The 15,200-nt window shown below is 44.6% G+C and carries 11 protein-coding genes and 1 riboswitch; of the genes, 4 read left to right on the forward strand and 7 right to left on the reverse strand.

Annotation, left to right across the window (positions count from 1 at the left end; translation table 11 throughout):
* Nucleotides 1–10: 10 nt before the first annotated feature.
* The 6 genes from BUA78_RS13440 to BUA78_RS13465 form a co-directional block, all read right to left on the reverse strand.
* Nucleotides 11–778 (reverse strand): ABC transporter ATP-binding protein, encoded by a 768-nt coding sequence (locus BUA78_RS13440; RefSeq protein ID WP_072915444.1) that lies wholly within the window; start codon nucleotides 776–778, stop codon nucleotides 11–13.
* A gap of 11 nt (nucleotides 779–789) precedes the next feature.
* The gene (locus BUA78_RS13445) at nucleotides 790–1,848 is read right to left on the reverse strand and encodes a FecCD family ABC transporter permease (RefSeq protein ID WP_072915445.1); all 1,059 of its coding nucleotides are present in this window, start codon (nucleotides 1,846–1,848) and stop codon (nucleotides 790–792) included.
* Nucleotides 1,835–2,560, reverse strand: coding sequence for a precorrin-2 C(20)-methyltransferase (gene cobI, locus BUA78_RS13450; RefSeq protein ID WP_072915447.1), 726 nt, complete (start codon nucleotides 2,558–2,560; stop codon nucleotides 1,835–1,837). The genes BUA78_RS13445 and cobI overlap by 14 nt, the downstream gene beginning before the upstream one ends.
* Before the next feature lie 140 nt (nucleotides 2,561–2,700).
* A riboswitch (cobalamin riboswitch) is annotated at nucleotides 2,701–2,882 on the reverse strand.
* Between the two features lie 210 nt (nucleotides 2,883–3,092).
* Entirely contained in the window at nucleotides 3,093–4,259 is a 1,167-nt protein-coding gene (locus BUA78_RS13455) for an MBL fold metallo-hydrolase (protein ID WP_175549022.1), read from the reverse strand.
* 250 nt (nucleotides 4,260–4,509) lie between these two features.
* Nucleotides 4,510–5,799, reverse strand: coding sequence for a B12-binding domain-containing radical SAM protein (locus BUA78_RS13460; protein ID WP_238456824.1), 1,290 nt, complete (start codon nucleotides 5,797–5,799; stop codon nucleotides 4,510–4,512).
* A 202-nt stretch (nucleotides 5,800–6,001) separates the two neighbouring features.
* A complete protein-coding gene (locus BUA78_RS13465) occupies nucleotides 6,002–7,138 on the reverse strand; it encodes a PRK06851 family protein (RefSeq protein ID WP_072915450.1) in 1,137 nt (378 codons plus the stop codon).
* 390 nt (nucleotides 7,139–7,528) lie between these two features.
* Between BUA78_RS13465 and BUA78_RS13470 the strand changes: the two genes are divergently transcribed.
* The 4 genes from BUA78_RS13470 to BUA78_RS13485 all read left to right on the forward strand — a co-directional run bounded on the left by BUA78_RS13470 (nucleotide 7,529) and on the right by BUA78_RS13485 (nucleotide 14,854).
* Nucleotides 7,529–12,736: an S-layer homology domain-containing protein gene (locus BUA78_RS13470; RefSeq protein WP_072915451.1), complete on the forward strand. Its 5,208-nt coding sequence runs from the start codon at nucleotides 7,529–7,531 to the stop codon at nucleotides 12,734–12,736.
* 123 nt (nucleotides 12,737–12,859) lie between these two features.
* Nucleotides 12,860–13,912 (forward strand): FAD:protein FMN transferase, encoded by a 1,053-nt coding sequence (locus BUA78_RS13475; RefSeq protein ID WP_072915453.1) that lies wholly within the window; start codon nucleotides 12,860–12,862, stop codon nucleotides 13,910–13,912.
* Between the two features lie 21 nt (nucleotides 13,913–13,933).
* Nucleotides 13,934–14,314 carry a NusG domain II-containing protein gene (locus BUA78_RS13480; protein WP_072915456.1) on the forward strand — a complete coding sequence of 127 codons (381 nt, stop codon included), beginning with the start codon at nucleotides 13,934–13,936 and terminating at the stop codon, nucleotides 14,312–14,314.
* A 27-nt stretch (nucleotides 14,315–14,341) separates the two neighbouring features.
* Entirely contained in the window at nucleotides 14,342–14,854 is a 513-nt protein-coding gene (locus BUA78_RS13485; RefSeq protein WP_072915458.1) for a Gx transporter family protein, read from the forward strand.
* A gap of 137 nt (nucleotides 14,855–14,991) precedes the next feature.
* Here BUA78_RS13485 and tatA read toward each other — a convergent pair whose 3' ends face one another.
* Nucleotides 14,992–15,183 carry a twin-arginine translocase TatA/TatE family subunit gene (gene tatA / locus BUA78_RS13490; protein WP_072915461.1) on the reverse strand — a complete coding sequence of 64 codons (192 nt, stop codon included), beginning with the start codon at nucleotides 15,181–15,183 and terminating at the stop codon, nucleotides 14,992–14,994.
* Nucleotides 15,184–15,200: the final 17 nt, after the last annotated feature.

Here is a 15,200-nt window from a genome sequence, read left to right on the forward strand (position 1 = left end):
GTAAGACCTCCTATTGTTCTATGTCAGGCAGTACAGCCAGCCCGCGAGCACCGGCCTTAACCACCTGAACTTGAAATACTTCTCTGATTACTTCTGGCCTAAGCACCTCTTCAGAGGGGCCTTGGGCAAAAAACCTGCCCTCTTTCAGCACAATGCTGTAGTCACAGAAATTACTAACCAGATTTAAATCATGCATGATGCAGACGACAGTAAGATTTTCTTCTTGCACCAATTTCTTTAATAATTTCAAAGATTGGATACCTTGATAGGTATCCATGTTGGCAAAGGCTTCATCCAAGAGTAGCAGTTCAGGGGTCTGAGATAAGGCTTTAGCCAGCATAACCCGTTGTTTTTCTCCACCACTTAGATGAGTAATGAGGGTACCGGCAAATTTCAAGGTATCGGTCATGGACATGTACCGCCAAACCAGCTCCATATCCCGTTCTGACAGTGACTGCAGGCGTCCTCGATAGGGTATGCGACCCAGCATAACCATCTCCAAGCAGGTATAGGGAAAACGAATCTCCCTTTGCTGAGGTATCAAGGCTAAATTTTGGGCCAATTGCCGTAGCGGATAGGAGTGCAGGGGCTTGTTATGATAAAGCAGTTGGCCGGCGGTGGGGCTCAAACTACCGTGCATTAACTGGAGTAGAGTGGTTTTGCCGGCACCGTTAGGACCCACAATACCATAGAAATACCCTTTTTTTATTTGACAGGTGATGTTTTTTAAGATTTCCCTGGTGCCATAAGTAAAACTGATGTTTTCTAGATGAAGCATGGATCAGCCCTCTATTGAATGGATTTATTCCTGGTTTTAAAAAGGTAAAAGAAAAAGGGTCCCCCCAGCAGGGTGGTTAACACTCCCACCGGTAGTTCAATATTGTCCAGCGAGCGGGCAAAGGTATCTGCTGCTAGCAGTAATAGGCCACCGGACAGGGCACTCAAAGGAATTAGCAATTTGTTATCCGAGCCCACTAACATTCTCAGTAGATGGGGCACCACCAGACCTACAAAACCGATAATGCCACTGATGGATACACAGACTGCCGTAAGTAAAGCACCACAGGAGATTAAAGCAATTCTTAGTTTACTGCTGTCAATGCCCAGATTCCTGGCTTCTTGATCCCCGAGGGAGAGGATGTTCAGTTCCTCGGCAAAATAGTGGCAAAAACAGTAACAGATGATGATTAAAGGAAAGCCAAAGGTAACATACGGCCAGCCTCTGGCAGACAGGCTGCCGATCAGCCAGGAGACAATGGCAGCCACTTCTTCCCCGGCTAAACTTTTAATGAGGCTAATGGCTGCAGAAAGGAAGCAGCCAACAATGATGCCGGCAATGATCAAGTTTGTGGAGGAAACATGACCGTTTACCCGGGCTATGGCCAATACTGCGAAAAGTGTTAAGAGGGCACCACCGAAGGCAAAGGGTGTAATGGGCAAACTTACATTCCCTAGTAAGTTGCAAAAAATAGCGAAACTAGCCCCAAAAGCAGCACCGGTGGAAACACCCATTGTGTACGAATCCGCCAGGGGATTCATTAATATGGCCTGAAAAACTGTCCCTGAAACAGCCAAGCCGCAGCCAACCAGGATGGCGCAAAGAATGCGGGGAAACCGAATATCCCAGATGATGGCTACCATGGCTGGTTCCAGTTGGCTGTACCAGGCACTGTTGCCGGTTACTTTGCCGCAAATAACAGCCAGCACATCTGTGGCACTTAAGTTAGTCCAGCCCACTGTGACCGAGGTGGCTGCCAGCAGCAGCAGGGAGGCACCTACTATCAGGCTGCTTAGCTGTGCCTTTCGTCTTTTTCTGTGGATTAATTGGGCTAACTCACTCTGATTCATGTCTCAGCTGTTTTGTCCGTTTCTTAGCTAATATCGTGGTCAGGTAGTTTACCTGTGCCTCTTTGGTCTCCGCCAAATTAGGGGTAATTTTCTCACCAGCCAGACCATAGTTGCTAACCATCACTGCGTCAGATAGAAACCCATGTTGCTCCAGCTGATCAAGTAATTTGGGATAGTTTTTGTAAACTTTCATTAACACCAATTTATCAGCTATTTCCAGCATTTGCTCCAGATCGCCCTCGTCGGCGGTAGCAGGGGCCACGCATAATATGTCATTTCCTTCTGCCAGAGGATAATTAAGCCTGCTGGCGATGGCGCAAAAGGATGTAACACCTGGAATCGTGAAAATGGGGTAGCCGCAATCTTTAAGCAAACGGTGCATATAGATGTAAGTACTGTAAAGCATGGGGTCCCCTAGGGTTAAGAAAACCACCTTTTTCCCCTGTTGTAAAAAATCCAGGATACTATTTTTGTTGTTTTCCCAGGCCTGAGAAAGGGCGTCGGACTGGTAAACCATAGGGAACACCAGTTGAAGAATTTTGGCTTCTGCTTGGATAAAATCACGGGCAATGGCCAGGGCTGAGCTATCCCCCCTTTTTTCCGTACGCGGAGCAATAATTACATCCGCCTGGTTGATGGTCTTGACTGCCTTTAATGTTAAGAGTTCAGGGTCTCCGGGGCCAACTCCCACACCGTAAAATATACCTGACATATGGACCTCCCTTGATGATAAAATAATAAAACCCCCAACTCCTGTAAGGTTGGGGATTGGACTGTTGCGGGCACACAAAGATAAACGTATCTAAACAGAAAGATACCCACATAAGCACCAACCTTTACTCGGAAGGTTATGCACAGAAAATATAGTAGGCAGGTTTCCTGACTTATGGGTCAACGCGGTTTCAACCTTCCCAGACTTGCTCCAGTGGCCTTTAGAAACCAGCTCGCCATTTACAGTGGCCGGACCGTTCGGGACTTGCACCCGATTCCCTTTTCAACCCCGTATAGGGGTCACCTAACACTAAGATTATTTAATTTCCAAATAATAATAGCATTATATGGAAAGAGTGTCTATAGAATTCTTGTTATTATCGCAGTGGCTAAAAGAGCAAGAACCATATGGCTGTTGGTCTACCATAAAAAATACCCCTAAAGTTTCCTTTAGAGGTAAGCTCGACGGATATTTCCTAATAATTTTAGATTGTCAACAGTCTAAGGAGATCATTCAATCCTCCTATTTTTGACTAAGCAGTTATTGGAAAACTCAATTCCTTCCATTGATGCATACCCAAATCAAGGCTTCTTACATGCGAATATCCATACCCTCTAAGGAACATAGCTGCATAGGCTGATCTTGCTCCACTGTGGCAGACTGTAATAATTGGCAGTTCAAGATTTGCCGGAAGTTCTTTAACCTTTATAGGCAAGTCACGAACGGGTAAGTTGACTGCCCCCGGTATGTGCCCTTCTTTGTATTCCTCTGGCTGCCTGACGTCCAAAATAAGAACATCTTGACTTTTCTTCGTAATGATTTCCAACATTTCCTTGCTGTTTACCAGATTCCAGTGCTGGGGAATCGTTCTAAAGTAATATTCCATGGCACTACACATCTGCCCCATCAGAGGAGTGGATGTAGCCGGAGGAGGTTGTTCCGCTACCGGTGCAGGTGCGGCAGGAGTTAGAGAACATTGAATTTTATCACCAGAACTAAAGCTTGGTAATTTAGCAAAGGATTCCTCGGCGAATTTGATAAATGCTTGCTTTGAACTATGTTTTAAAAAGGGGTTATTTACCAATTCGAATCCCATAACAGAGTTAATGTTTTTATTATAATCATGGGCAGGATAGATGATGCAGTCTTCGCCTAAGGGAAGAAGCTTATCAAATAAACTAGTATACATATCTTCATTACTGCCACCGGGAAAGTCCGAACGTCCACAACTGCCAATCATTAGAATATCCCCGGTTAATACTTTATTATCAACGAATAATGAAATACTATCCAGGGTATGCCCGGAAGTGTAAAGTACCTTGATTTCAACCGTTCCCAATGTAATTATTTCCCGATCTTGAGGGGTAATATCGACTTGAATTAGTGAATTATGGGCTAGGTGTTTTTCGATTGTTTTGTTGCCTGTAAATGCTGCCCCAAGTTTTCTTTGTTCTACGTATGCTGGGTGCATTAGCACCTTCGCTCCGGTGATTTTTGCCAACTCGCCGGATAAACTATCGTGATCCACATGGGTATGGGTATCCACTGCATAAACTAAGGTTAGTCCTAAATCCTTGATGGCTGATAAGTATAAATTCAGATCATGGTTTGGGTCAACTACGGCAGCAACTTTTTCCTGTTCACAATAGAGTAAGTAGGAATAACAACCTTCTGAATCCCTAAATTGTTTTAGGGGCATTGCGGCACCTCCAATTCTAGAACATACATAAATATATTCTAGATTAAAACAAATGTATACCAAAGCAAAGGTGGTTTTAGGATTTGTAATATATGTTAAAGATTTTTGTAACATCTTCATTAAGGCTGCCTGCAGCAGGGGCTAGTAATTTTTTATCCTGCACTGATGTGTTCTACTTGACGGGTTTTTGCATGGTTTGAATTTCAGATTATATGCGGTCAGACAAAAGGTCCTCTGGGCTTTGATGTAATTATTTCAGTGACCATCTGTATCCCAGGTTCATCAACAAGTTATGGAAGACGTTTGTTTTGGATACAGTTAATCTCCTTAGAATGGACCTTAATGAGTAAAAGTTTTTTCTAAACCACATATAACCTTCAAATAATTCTTCTGGGGTCATATGGTTAGGTTTAAAAGCTACGCTCGTTTTCCCGTTATAGTGGGACCAATCATCAGAAAGCAGTCTTCCTTTTCTCTTCAGTTCCTCGTATATGGGAGTTCCCGGAAGGGGGGTTAGGAGGCTGACTGTTGCCCCATCTATCCCTAACTCCTCACACCAACGGAGTGTCTTTTCAAAAACGCTTTTATCATCGGTATCAAATCCAAAAATGATTCCGGCCTGAACAGATATTTGGTGTTGGTGTATTAAACCAATGATTCTTTGATAGTCCTCTATTTTGTTGATCTCCTTATTGACAAGGGATAGACTTTCAGCTGAGAAAGATTCCAAGCCTAAGAAAAGATAAATACACCCGGAATCTCTGGCCATCTTTAATAATTCTACATCATTACAATCTTTCAAGGTGACTTGTGCGGCCCACTTTTTCCCGAGGCTTTTTAACTCTTTCATTAGGGATATGGCATACTGGTGATTGCCAAAGAAATTGTCATCCCAAAAGACGAAATACCGGCTGCTAATATTTCTGATGTCAGTTATTACCTCTTGGACGGGTCTGCATCTAAACTTTGGGTGATAAATTTGTTTAAGATTGCAATATGAACAGCAATAAGGGCAACCTCTGGAAGCGATGACGGCTCCTTTGGTTAAAATTCTGTTTTTTATCAAACCTCTTTTGGGAAGAGGTAAACCTTCTAAAGTGGGAGGCTTATCGGAGCTGTATTTTGGCTGTGCCTTTCCGTTATAAAACTCCTCGAGAAAGCGGGGCCAGGTTTCTTCAGCCTCGCCGATTATGACATATTCACAATGGACCATTGCTTCCTCTGGAAGTAATGTAACATGAGGACCTCCTAAAATCACACTGGCCCCGCTTTCCCTGAACCTCTCCGAGATAGCATAACAGTGAGCCGCGTTCGGGGTATTAACGGTTATGGCAATCAAATCGAACTTCTCGTGATAGGGTATCCTCTGATTATATTCGTCTACCAAAGTAATTTTATAATGATCCTCGTTAATAAACCCTGCTAGATAAGGCATTGTTAACTGGGTGAAGTTATTAAACTGCCGTCTTCTAATTCTGTGAATGTCCCGATTCTCTGGTGTTATCAAGAGAATTGACTTTTTCATAGTAGTTTGTTCCATTCATTTGCTTTTCCTTAATTATACATCACCTTACTTACGTTTTTAAAAAGTAGAATCTCAAGCTGATACTTTTTAAGTCCAATAGACTACGCTTAAGTTATAGTGGACTAGTTTTTAGGAAGAAGGGCAAAGTAGGTTTCTTAAATCAAAAAGGCACCTGTTAAACCCTTCTTTGTTGGGGTTTTCAGGTGCCTTTTTTGATCTAAGGAAGAAGTTTTTTCGAATACTTGAGAATTCTCTCCAAAATCTCATCTCGTTTGGCGTTAATTGCCTCGAAATCCATGGCGGGGACGTAGTATTGCTCCATGACATCATGCTCGGCTTTGGCTGCTGCGATGTAGCTGATGGCTCTGCCAATGGCAGAGGGGAGTCTTTCATTGCAACACTGAATCTCCTTGCCATAAACCGCCAAAACATCTGGATCCAGATGTTGATTAAGGTCTTTGATTTTTACTTTTTTTAGGCCCGGTAGGTCTTGAATTTTGAGATCGATACCGGGGATGTTTTTTAAAACAGCAATTTTTAATTCTGGAACGACAACTACATCCACAGCGGTGGGTTCAAAGGCACAGTGATAGACTTCGGTATCCATACCGTGCATATGCATAGCTCTAGCGATGGTGCCCACCACTTCAGAGCCGATGGTACTGGCATCACCTGTGATGAAGTACAGTTTTTCAAGGCCATGTAAGATCGTATCAAGGTAGTGAGCCTGCCCCTGCGGGGTAAAGGCTGTGGAAAATAGGTGTCTATCCTTAGGTTCTTTGGCAAATTGCAGCTTATCATCTTCTACGACATCTTCCAAAATATCTTCGGCAATGCTATGGATAATACCATTAACACCACCCATATTAATGGCTTCCGCATAGTAGCTGTCTAATTCGTTTCTAATTGCCTTGGCTTCGGCTAGCTGGTTGTAAGCAATTTTAAATAGTTTTCCTACACGAGCGTTTGATTTCAGTATTAACGCCTTATTTTCCACGATCTTGTCTTCATTCCAGAAGTCTCCTAAGTGAATAATCTCATCTACTGCACCAGGATTTTTGGGATCTACTATGTGGGGAGAGGTGCCATCTAACAGAGCTACACCAATGGCAGGAATGCAGACACCATCTAAGGAACCATTATCCGATGAACAGCAATGATATTCCACATCGTAGCCTAGATCCAGCATTTTTTCACCTATATAGCGCATAAAGGTTGATTTGCCAACTCCGGGACCGCCCTTAAGGGAAAAAATCCTTGTGGCATTAGGCTCAATGATGTGATCGTAATAGGAGAAAAAGCCGCGACAGGTATTGCCACCGGGGAATACTTTCTTAAGTTTACCCTTAGCCATAAATTTACCCCCCTCAAAAAACACCACAAATTTCTCTTTATATAGATAATTGACAGGAAGGTAAAGTATGACTGGTAAAAAGAGGAAATCTAGTGTTTCTATAAAAAAGTAAATGCTGTTGTCCTCATCAAAGGAACAGTCCTCGTGAGAAAAAAACTGGAAAAAAATACTTGACACTTAAATCTAGGTATGCAATATTAATAATAATGATTATCATTATCAAAGTTATTAAAAGGATACTATAAAAACTGGCTTTCGCCGGTCTAAAGACTTGGCATAAGCCAATTTTTTATAACTGATTAATGATAATGGATATCATTATCATATTGGGGAGGTGTAAAAAGAAGGTAAGTCGGCTGTAAAAAAGATTGAGGAGGGGTGTAATACACTTTGAAACTTACAAATCTGAAAAAGGAATTGAGAAGGTTTGTCGGGCTTATATTGGCAGTGGTAATTGTCATTTCGTCTGTCGCACCTGTTTATGCCGAGGAGGTTGAAACAGGGACAGGAAGTGCTGTGGTTTTACAGGAAAACGATGAAGGAGAACAGAACAGCCCAATACCTGAAGAAGAGTCTGCAGTGAACGACGAGGACAAAGATACCACCGAAAATGAAGGGGATGAAGAGTCTCAGAGTAGTATTATTCCGGAGGACGGGGCTGAGGATCCACGTTCAGAGATAACTCCTGAGGCAGACGAAGATACTATCGAAAATAAAGGAGATGAAGAGTCCCAGGATAGTATCATTCCGAAGGACGGGGCTGAGAATCAACCCTCAGAGATAGATACTGAGGCAAGTGAAGAAATTATCAGCGACGAACCAGATGTTGTTCCAAATCTGGTACAAATCCAGAGTACGGGTCTGGTAGGCGATTATAAAGACGGTACCTATGAAGGAACAGGTGAGGGACGCAACGGTGACATCGTTGTAGAGGTTACCATAGCGAATAATGCCATTACTAAAATAGAAGTAACTTCACAGAATGAAACCCCAAGTTATTGGCAAAAAGCTTTAGCGCTGGTGGATACAATTAAAGATGCAAATTCTACTGATGTAGACAGTGTCAGTAGTGCAACATTAAGCAGCGAGGGCATTAAGGCCGCTGTTAACAACGCTCTGGCCAAGGCTTTGCAAACCGTTTTTGAAAGTGGGGATGGAAGCAAGAGCAATCCCTATGAGATCAAGACTACAGAGCAGTTAACAGGATTTGCCAACGAGGTAAACAATGGTAACGCCTATCAAGGCAAGTACATCACACTTTCTGACGATATTGATCTTAGCGGTCAGGAATGGATACCCATTGGCATTACCGGGGCAGACTTTTCTGGCACCTTCAACGGAGCAGGCAAAACTGTGCAAGGCCTGACCATAAAGAACGGAACGGTACAGTACGCGGGTCTTTTTGGACAGTTAGGAACCGGAGCCAGAATTTCTGATCTTGAACTTACTGAGGTCGACATTGCAATTACTGTGGTTGAGGCGAGCTATGCGGGAGCCATTGCAGGCAGCACAGCAGCTGATGTTATCATCAACAATTGCAGAATTGACGGAAAGGTTGCAGCTTCTACCAGTGGCAGTAATAAAATAAGCCGGGTCGGCGGAGTAGTTGGCTCTTTAGGAATGGCAAACGTTGTTACCAACTGCTATACAAATGTTGCTGTCACTGCCCAGTCTGCAAATGGCAGTGCATTTGCGGGCGGCATTGCCGGGGTGTCGGGTAACCTATGTGTGGTTGTTAACGTTGCTGCTCTGGGAGATGTCTCCGCCCAGACAGACAGTAAATCATTGAGTGCAGCAGGCGGCATACTGGGCACACATGCAGGAACGGCTTATAATGTGTACGCTTTAGGGGAGGTTACTTCTGAAAGTGAGGATGAAGCCAAGCGTTTAGCAGGTGGCATCAGCGGTATGATTACAGCCAATACGGCGCTGATCAATGCCTATTATAATGACCAAAATGCCCAAGGGTTTATGACGGCTACTGATTCTATTACCGGTTATATTACGGACAATGTCCAGGCAGTCGAGCAGGGAGATATGAGCTCTGTAAGTTTTGCCGAAGGATTAAACAATGGGTTGAAAAAAGCATCCATATCTGCTGCGGCAGCAACCATTGCGGCAGCCAACAAACCCAATATGGGTGATTTGCAAAGTGTGGCAGGCTCTGTGAAATTCTATGCCTGGGAGCCCGGTAGCGGCAAGGTGGTGCTGGCCAAACAATTTTTTGCTGAGACCATCAATACAGCTATCTTTGAAAGTGGACAAGGGACAGCAGAGGACCCGTTTATCATTAAAACGGAGCAACAGCTGAGAGAATTTGCGAAATCCCTGTCAGACGATGTGACCTATGCAGGCATATACATTGCTTTGGCCGGAGATATAGATGTTTCCAGCGAGCAGTGGACTCCTATAGGACTGGGACATTATGATTTCTGTGGTATATTTGATGGCCAGGGTCATGTTATCAGGGGCATGTTCATCGGCTCCAGAAACAATAGCTATGAAGAACCAATCGGCGATACAAATGACACCAGTATAATGACTACTTTTTATGGTCTATTCGGGGTCATTGGCAAAAATGCTGTGGTGAAAAATCTTGGCATTGAAAACGCCACTGTTTCTGTCAAAAGAGAAGGAGTTTGCTACGCCGGGCTGATGGCGGGCGTTACAGACGAGAGTTATATTGATAGTTGCTATGCAACAGGCTATGTCTACAGTGAAACCACCCATCCATTAAAAACCGAGTCCTCAGAAAGAATCAATGCCTGGGCCGGCGGACTGATAGGAATGACGGTACGGGGCGGTATTATCAACTCATGGACGGACGCTGAAGTTTATTGCACTGCCGTAGGAGGGCTGGCTGAATCCGGAGCCTTTATCGGTATGAGCAACAGAAGTGTGGTAGCCAATTGCCTGGCCCTTGGTGATGCGGGCGGCAGGGCAAGCAGAGACAACGGATATGAAGGGGCACCCGCTGTATCCTCCTTTATCGGTGTCAATGGGGGGAAAATGGCAAATTGTTATTCCCTTGGTAACATGAAGGCCGATTCCTTTTCGCAATATGTGGGTTCCATAACGGGTTGGGCCACGGGAATTGCCAGACAGTTTGTATCCTATTATAATTCTGATGCTGTCCAGAACAACAATGGTACAATCAATAAGCCTGTTTTAGATGTAGGATTTTTGGTTAGCGCCGGTGTAAATGACGAAGGTGAGCCCTATGATGGTACGTACCATGTGGGCATCTTGCCCAAAAACTCAGCCGAGCTTAAAAGCCAGGCCTTTGCAGATCTTTTAAATGCAAATCACAATGCCTTTCCCCTGGATATTGTCAATGGAGTAAGCTCCAACATAGGAGATCAGAATGCCATGGGGCTGCCGGATTTTATGAAACTCAAGGCTTGGCAGTTGGTTGACGGTATTGTGTTGCCTGTGGGTGGACCGGTTGCCATAACCTATAAGGATATGACGCCGGAATTTGAGCCTAATAAGCTGGATCTGGCGGACGGAACCTACTACGGCAGAGAGATAAGACCCAGCGGAAAAGATATCTATGTAGAGATTAAAGTTGAAAAAAGCCGGATAGTAGATATTCGCGTTACAGAGCACGGCGAGGGAGCTGCCCTTGACGACGTTAAGGCAGATGTCATTCAAGCCGTTATCGCAAGCCAGAACTACGCCAAGGAAGACAACGACAGTGACATTGTCAAGGCATTAAAAGGTGCCATAGCGACAGCGGCACAGAAGGCTGCCAAACGTGACCAGACAGGCTACGGAGAAGTCGACCCCTCTATATTTGCCGGTGGGAACGGAACGGAGACCAAGCCGTATCTGATTAACACAGCCAATCAGTTGAAAACATTTGCGGCATCTGTGAATGCCGATGAGCATTATGAAGGCAAATTCATCAAGCTGGGCAACGATATTTCCCTGGCAGGAATGAACTGGTTGCCGGTGGGAGGTTCGGGAGCTTATGGCTTCAGAGGCACCTTTGACGGCAATCATAAGGTCATTAGACATATGACCATCGGTTCCGCTGCAGCTCCGGAGGAATATTGCAAATCTGTTGGTCTTTTTGCCAATCTTGAAGCAGCAAAAATCAGAAATTTGGGACTAGAGAATGCTGCTGTTTATCTAAAGTATATGAGAGACGATCAAATAGCCTACGCGGGTCTTCTGGCGGGTTATGTAGCTGAGAATGCTGGAGACGGAGGATATATTGATTTTTGTTATGCCAAGGGAACAATCAACACTTTCACGGCCAAGCAAAATGACAGCGGAGGTCTGGTAGGAGGTATTAACCGCGGTACCATAGCAAACTCCTATGCCGATGTGACAATCGATGCGACAAGCAGGGACAACTATAGCTATGCCGGGGGGCTGGTCGGCTTACCTAACCGGGCGGCCGTGATCAACAACTATGCCTCTGGCAGTATCATCGGTGCAGGAAATGGTGCCAGGGTCACGATAGGCGGTATCGCAGGCTTAAATGCTGGGGTGGCTATCAATAATTACGCCAATGTAAGCCTTGTCTCAAAAAATACAACAGAGGATATCGGAGGTTTTACAGGCAGAACCACGGGGATTAGTTATATTGAGCAAGGCTATTATAACGCAGGAGCCGAGCAGGTTAGCGGAAAAGCGGTTATTTCTCCTGCCAAAGGGGTAGGAAGGATTGTGGCAGGAAATGATTATGGCAAAGGAACTGTCATAGCCCTTGAAGGAAAAGCTTTATCCGAGCTTAAGAGTACTGCTCTGGCAGACCGGCTCAATACCAACAAGAACGACAGTGCTCTCATCGCCAGAGCCAATGCTGTTCTGGATGGGTTTGGCGGCAAAATTGCTTCAAGTGTAACATTGCGTGATTGGGCCTATTCATCAAAGGAGCGAGCTGTGATATTTAAAGATAGAATGGTATCATCCCCTTCGAATTCAGGAGGGAGAGGCTCGTCCTCAGGTTCAAACAACCAAAATACGGATGAAAAGGATACGGCTGCAGAGGATAAACAAGAAACTAACAATGGTTCGGCTGCTTCAGCCGGTGAAACAGCCGCCAAATTATTCTCGGATGTCAATAATCATTGGGCTGCTGCTACGATCGGAAAGGCAGTGGACAGGAAGCTTTTTGCCGGTGTAGGCCCACAAAGCTTTGCTCCGGATAGTACCATGACAAGAGAGATGTTTGTTGCCGTACTGAGAAACCTCGCTAATGCTGAGACTGTAGAACCAGTTAATTTTAAAGATGTTGAAAAAAATTCCTGGTATGCAGGCTCTGTGGGTTGGGCTAACCAAGCGGGTATCGTAAGTGGTATCAGTTCTGAAGAATTTGGTATAGGCAAAGCTGTGACAAGAGAGCAGATAGCTGTTATGCTATATAATTTTGCCAAGGCCAAGGGCTTGCAAATGTCTGAGGGAGGAAACGTGGGCTTTGCTGATCAGACTTCCATAAGCGACTGGGCAAGGACAGCGGTTACCTCCATGGCCAACGAAGGCATTATTAGAGGCAGGGGCAATGGAAACTTTGATCCGCAGGGCCAAGCTACCAGGGCAGAAGCTGCTGCCATGACTGTCAACTTTATGGAGAGATATGGTCTATAGAGCCAAGATTTTCTTGACTCTACTGGTTACATGAAGAAGCTAAAGCCGCAGCCCTTTGAGGTAAAAAGAGTTGCGGCTTTAGCCATGATTTTGCAAATGCTCCATTTTTCAAGAGGTGATGAGATGCGCTGGCCTTTGGGAATATGTTTTTTCATCTTGCTATTTGTATCAGGCTGCGGCCAATCCAGTGCTTTACAAGAAGTTATAGATGAAAGATTTATGATGGATACCTTGGTTAAGATTACCGTGTTTTGTGAGGACAAGCAGCAGGGAAAAGCCGCGTTAGAAGCTGCCTTTGCGGAATTTGAGAGGATTAGCATACTAACGAATCGTTTCCCCCAGGGCAATGGGAGTTCTGCCTTGGGGGATGTGCTGCTGGCAAATAAAAATTCAGGCTTAAAACCCATCAAAGTTAGCAACGATACTGTTGCTATTTTGGAACGCTGCCATTATTATGAGCAGCTAAGCGGCGGAGCCTTTGATGTGTCAGTTGGCCCAGTTATGGAACTTTGGGGTTTTGGCGGTAGTCAGAGAGTGCCGACTGATGCTGAAATCAAGCAAACTCTGGATTTGGTGGGTTATCAAAAGATACTGCTTGAACCACAACAAAAAACCGTTTATTTAACGAAGCGGGGTATGGGTATCGATTTAGGTAGTGTGGCGAAGGGTTATGCCACCGATCAGGCGGCTGCGGTGTTGAAAAAAATGGGTATCAAACATGCCCTGATCAATGCCGGGGGGAATATTTATGCTCTGGGCAGTAAAGCAGATGGCTCACCCTGGCGGGTGGGTATTCAGGATCCACGCAATCAACAAGGTTTAGTAGCCATTGTCTCGGTTAAAGATGCGGCGGTAGTGACCTCAGGGGATTACCAACGTTATTTTGAGGAGGCTGGGGTACGCTACCACCATATTTTAAATCCTGCTACGGGCAAACCCGCCAGAGAGGTTATGCAAACCACAGTGCTAGGGGCTTCGGCCACCGATGCAGATATTTTATCAACAATTTTATTTGTCTTGGGACCGAAGCGAGGGATGGATTTCGTACAGGGGATTCAGGATACCCAAGCCATCTTTATCACCCCGGACAAACAAATAACCATGACCAATCAACTTACGAAGCAACTAGAATTTACCGGAGCAGATGGGTATCGGATCATTCATGACAATTCATAAACAATGATGCCAGGTGAACGAATGAAAAAATTAAATTATTACCTAACAATTGGCTTTCTGGGGCTGGTCTTACTCAGTACAGTAGGGCTATATCTGCCGCAGTACAGGGGAGCAGAGCAAACTCTGTTCTTGGAAATACATAAGGATGGTCAGTTACATCAAAAAATTCCTTTGTCCACGGCAGCTAATCAGGAAATCAAGGTTACTGATGAAATGGGACATTATAATCTAATAGAAATCAAGGCGGGCCAGGCTCGGGTGAAGCAAGCGGATTGCCCGAACCAAGTATGTGTGAATGCCGGCTGGCTGAGCAAACCCAACCAAATCACCTTTTGTGCTCCCAATAAACTGAAGATTAAGCTGACAGGACAGGGGAATAACCTAGATGCCACTTCCTATTAAAGGCAATCAAATAGGGGGGAATGAAAAATGAAGACCAAACGTATCTTACTTATTGCTTTATTTATTTCCCTGGCGGCAATCCTTAGTATCGTGGAGCGGTCTATCATCATCCCTCAGGCGCACCCCGGTGTTAAGCTGGGCTTGGCCAACGTAATTACCTTACTGTCCATTATCATGCTGGGGTATAAAGATGCTTTTTTGGTGGTGCTCCTGCGGTGTGTTTTAGCAACCCTAATAGGGGGAAATCCAGTCAGCTTTTTATTCAGCATTACCGGAGGATTGTTTAGCACCTTAGTCATGGTGCTGTTGTGGAGAACTTTCAACCAACACATCAGTATTGTTAATATCAGCATTATCGGAGCTATCTGCCACAATCTAGGCCAATTATTTGTGGCCAGTTGGTTGGCTCATGAACTCTTGCTCTACAGCTTGTTACCAATCTTAATGATTTCCGCTGTTATAACCGGTTACGCCGTGGGCGTGGTAACCAAACGGGTTTACAAGTCCCTGCAAGCCCGACAGGTCAAGGTATATAGCTAACATAGGCTTAGGCTGATACACTTAGAAAAAGGTATTGATTTTTAAGAGAGTAGTCATGGCTCTAAAAATAGTCACAAAACTAAGAGGGGTTGTCACGGTTCGCTATGAACTGTGACAACCCCTTAACCATAGCAAAATTACTTTGTTTCTGGTTTGCTCTCAATCTCAATCTTTTCTACTTTTTCATCATCATTGTTTACTGCTTTTTTGAAGTCATGTAAACCTTCTCCCAGGGATTTGCCGATACCCTTTAATTTGCCAGGGCCAAAGATGATTAGGACAACAATTAAAATTAAAATCAGGTGAGTAGGTTGAAAAGCTCCGTACATGCAATCTACCTCCTTTA

The organism is Desulforamulus aeronauticus DSM 10349, assembly GCF_900142375.1.
GTDB lineage: Bacteria > Bacillota > Desulfotomaculia > Desulfotomaculales > Desulfotomaculaceae > Desulfotomaculum > Desulfotomaculum aeronauticum.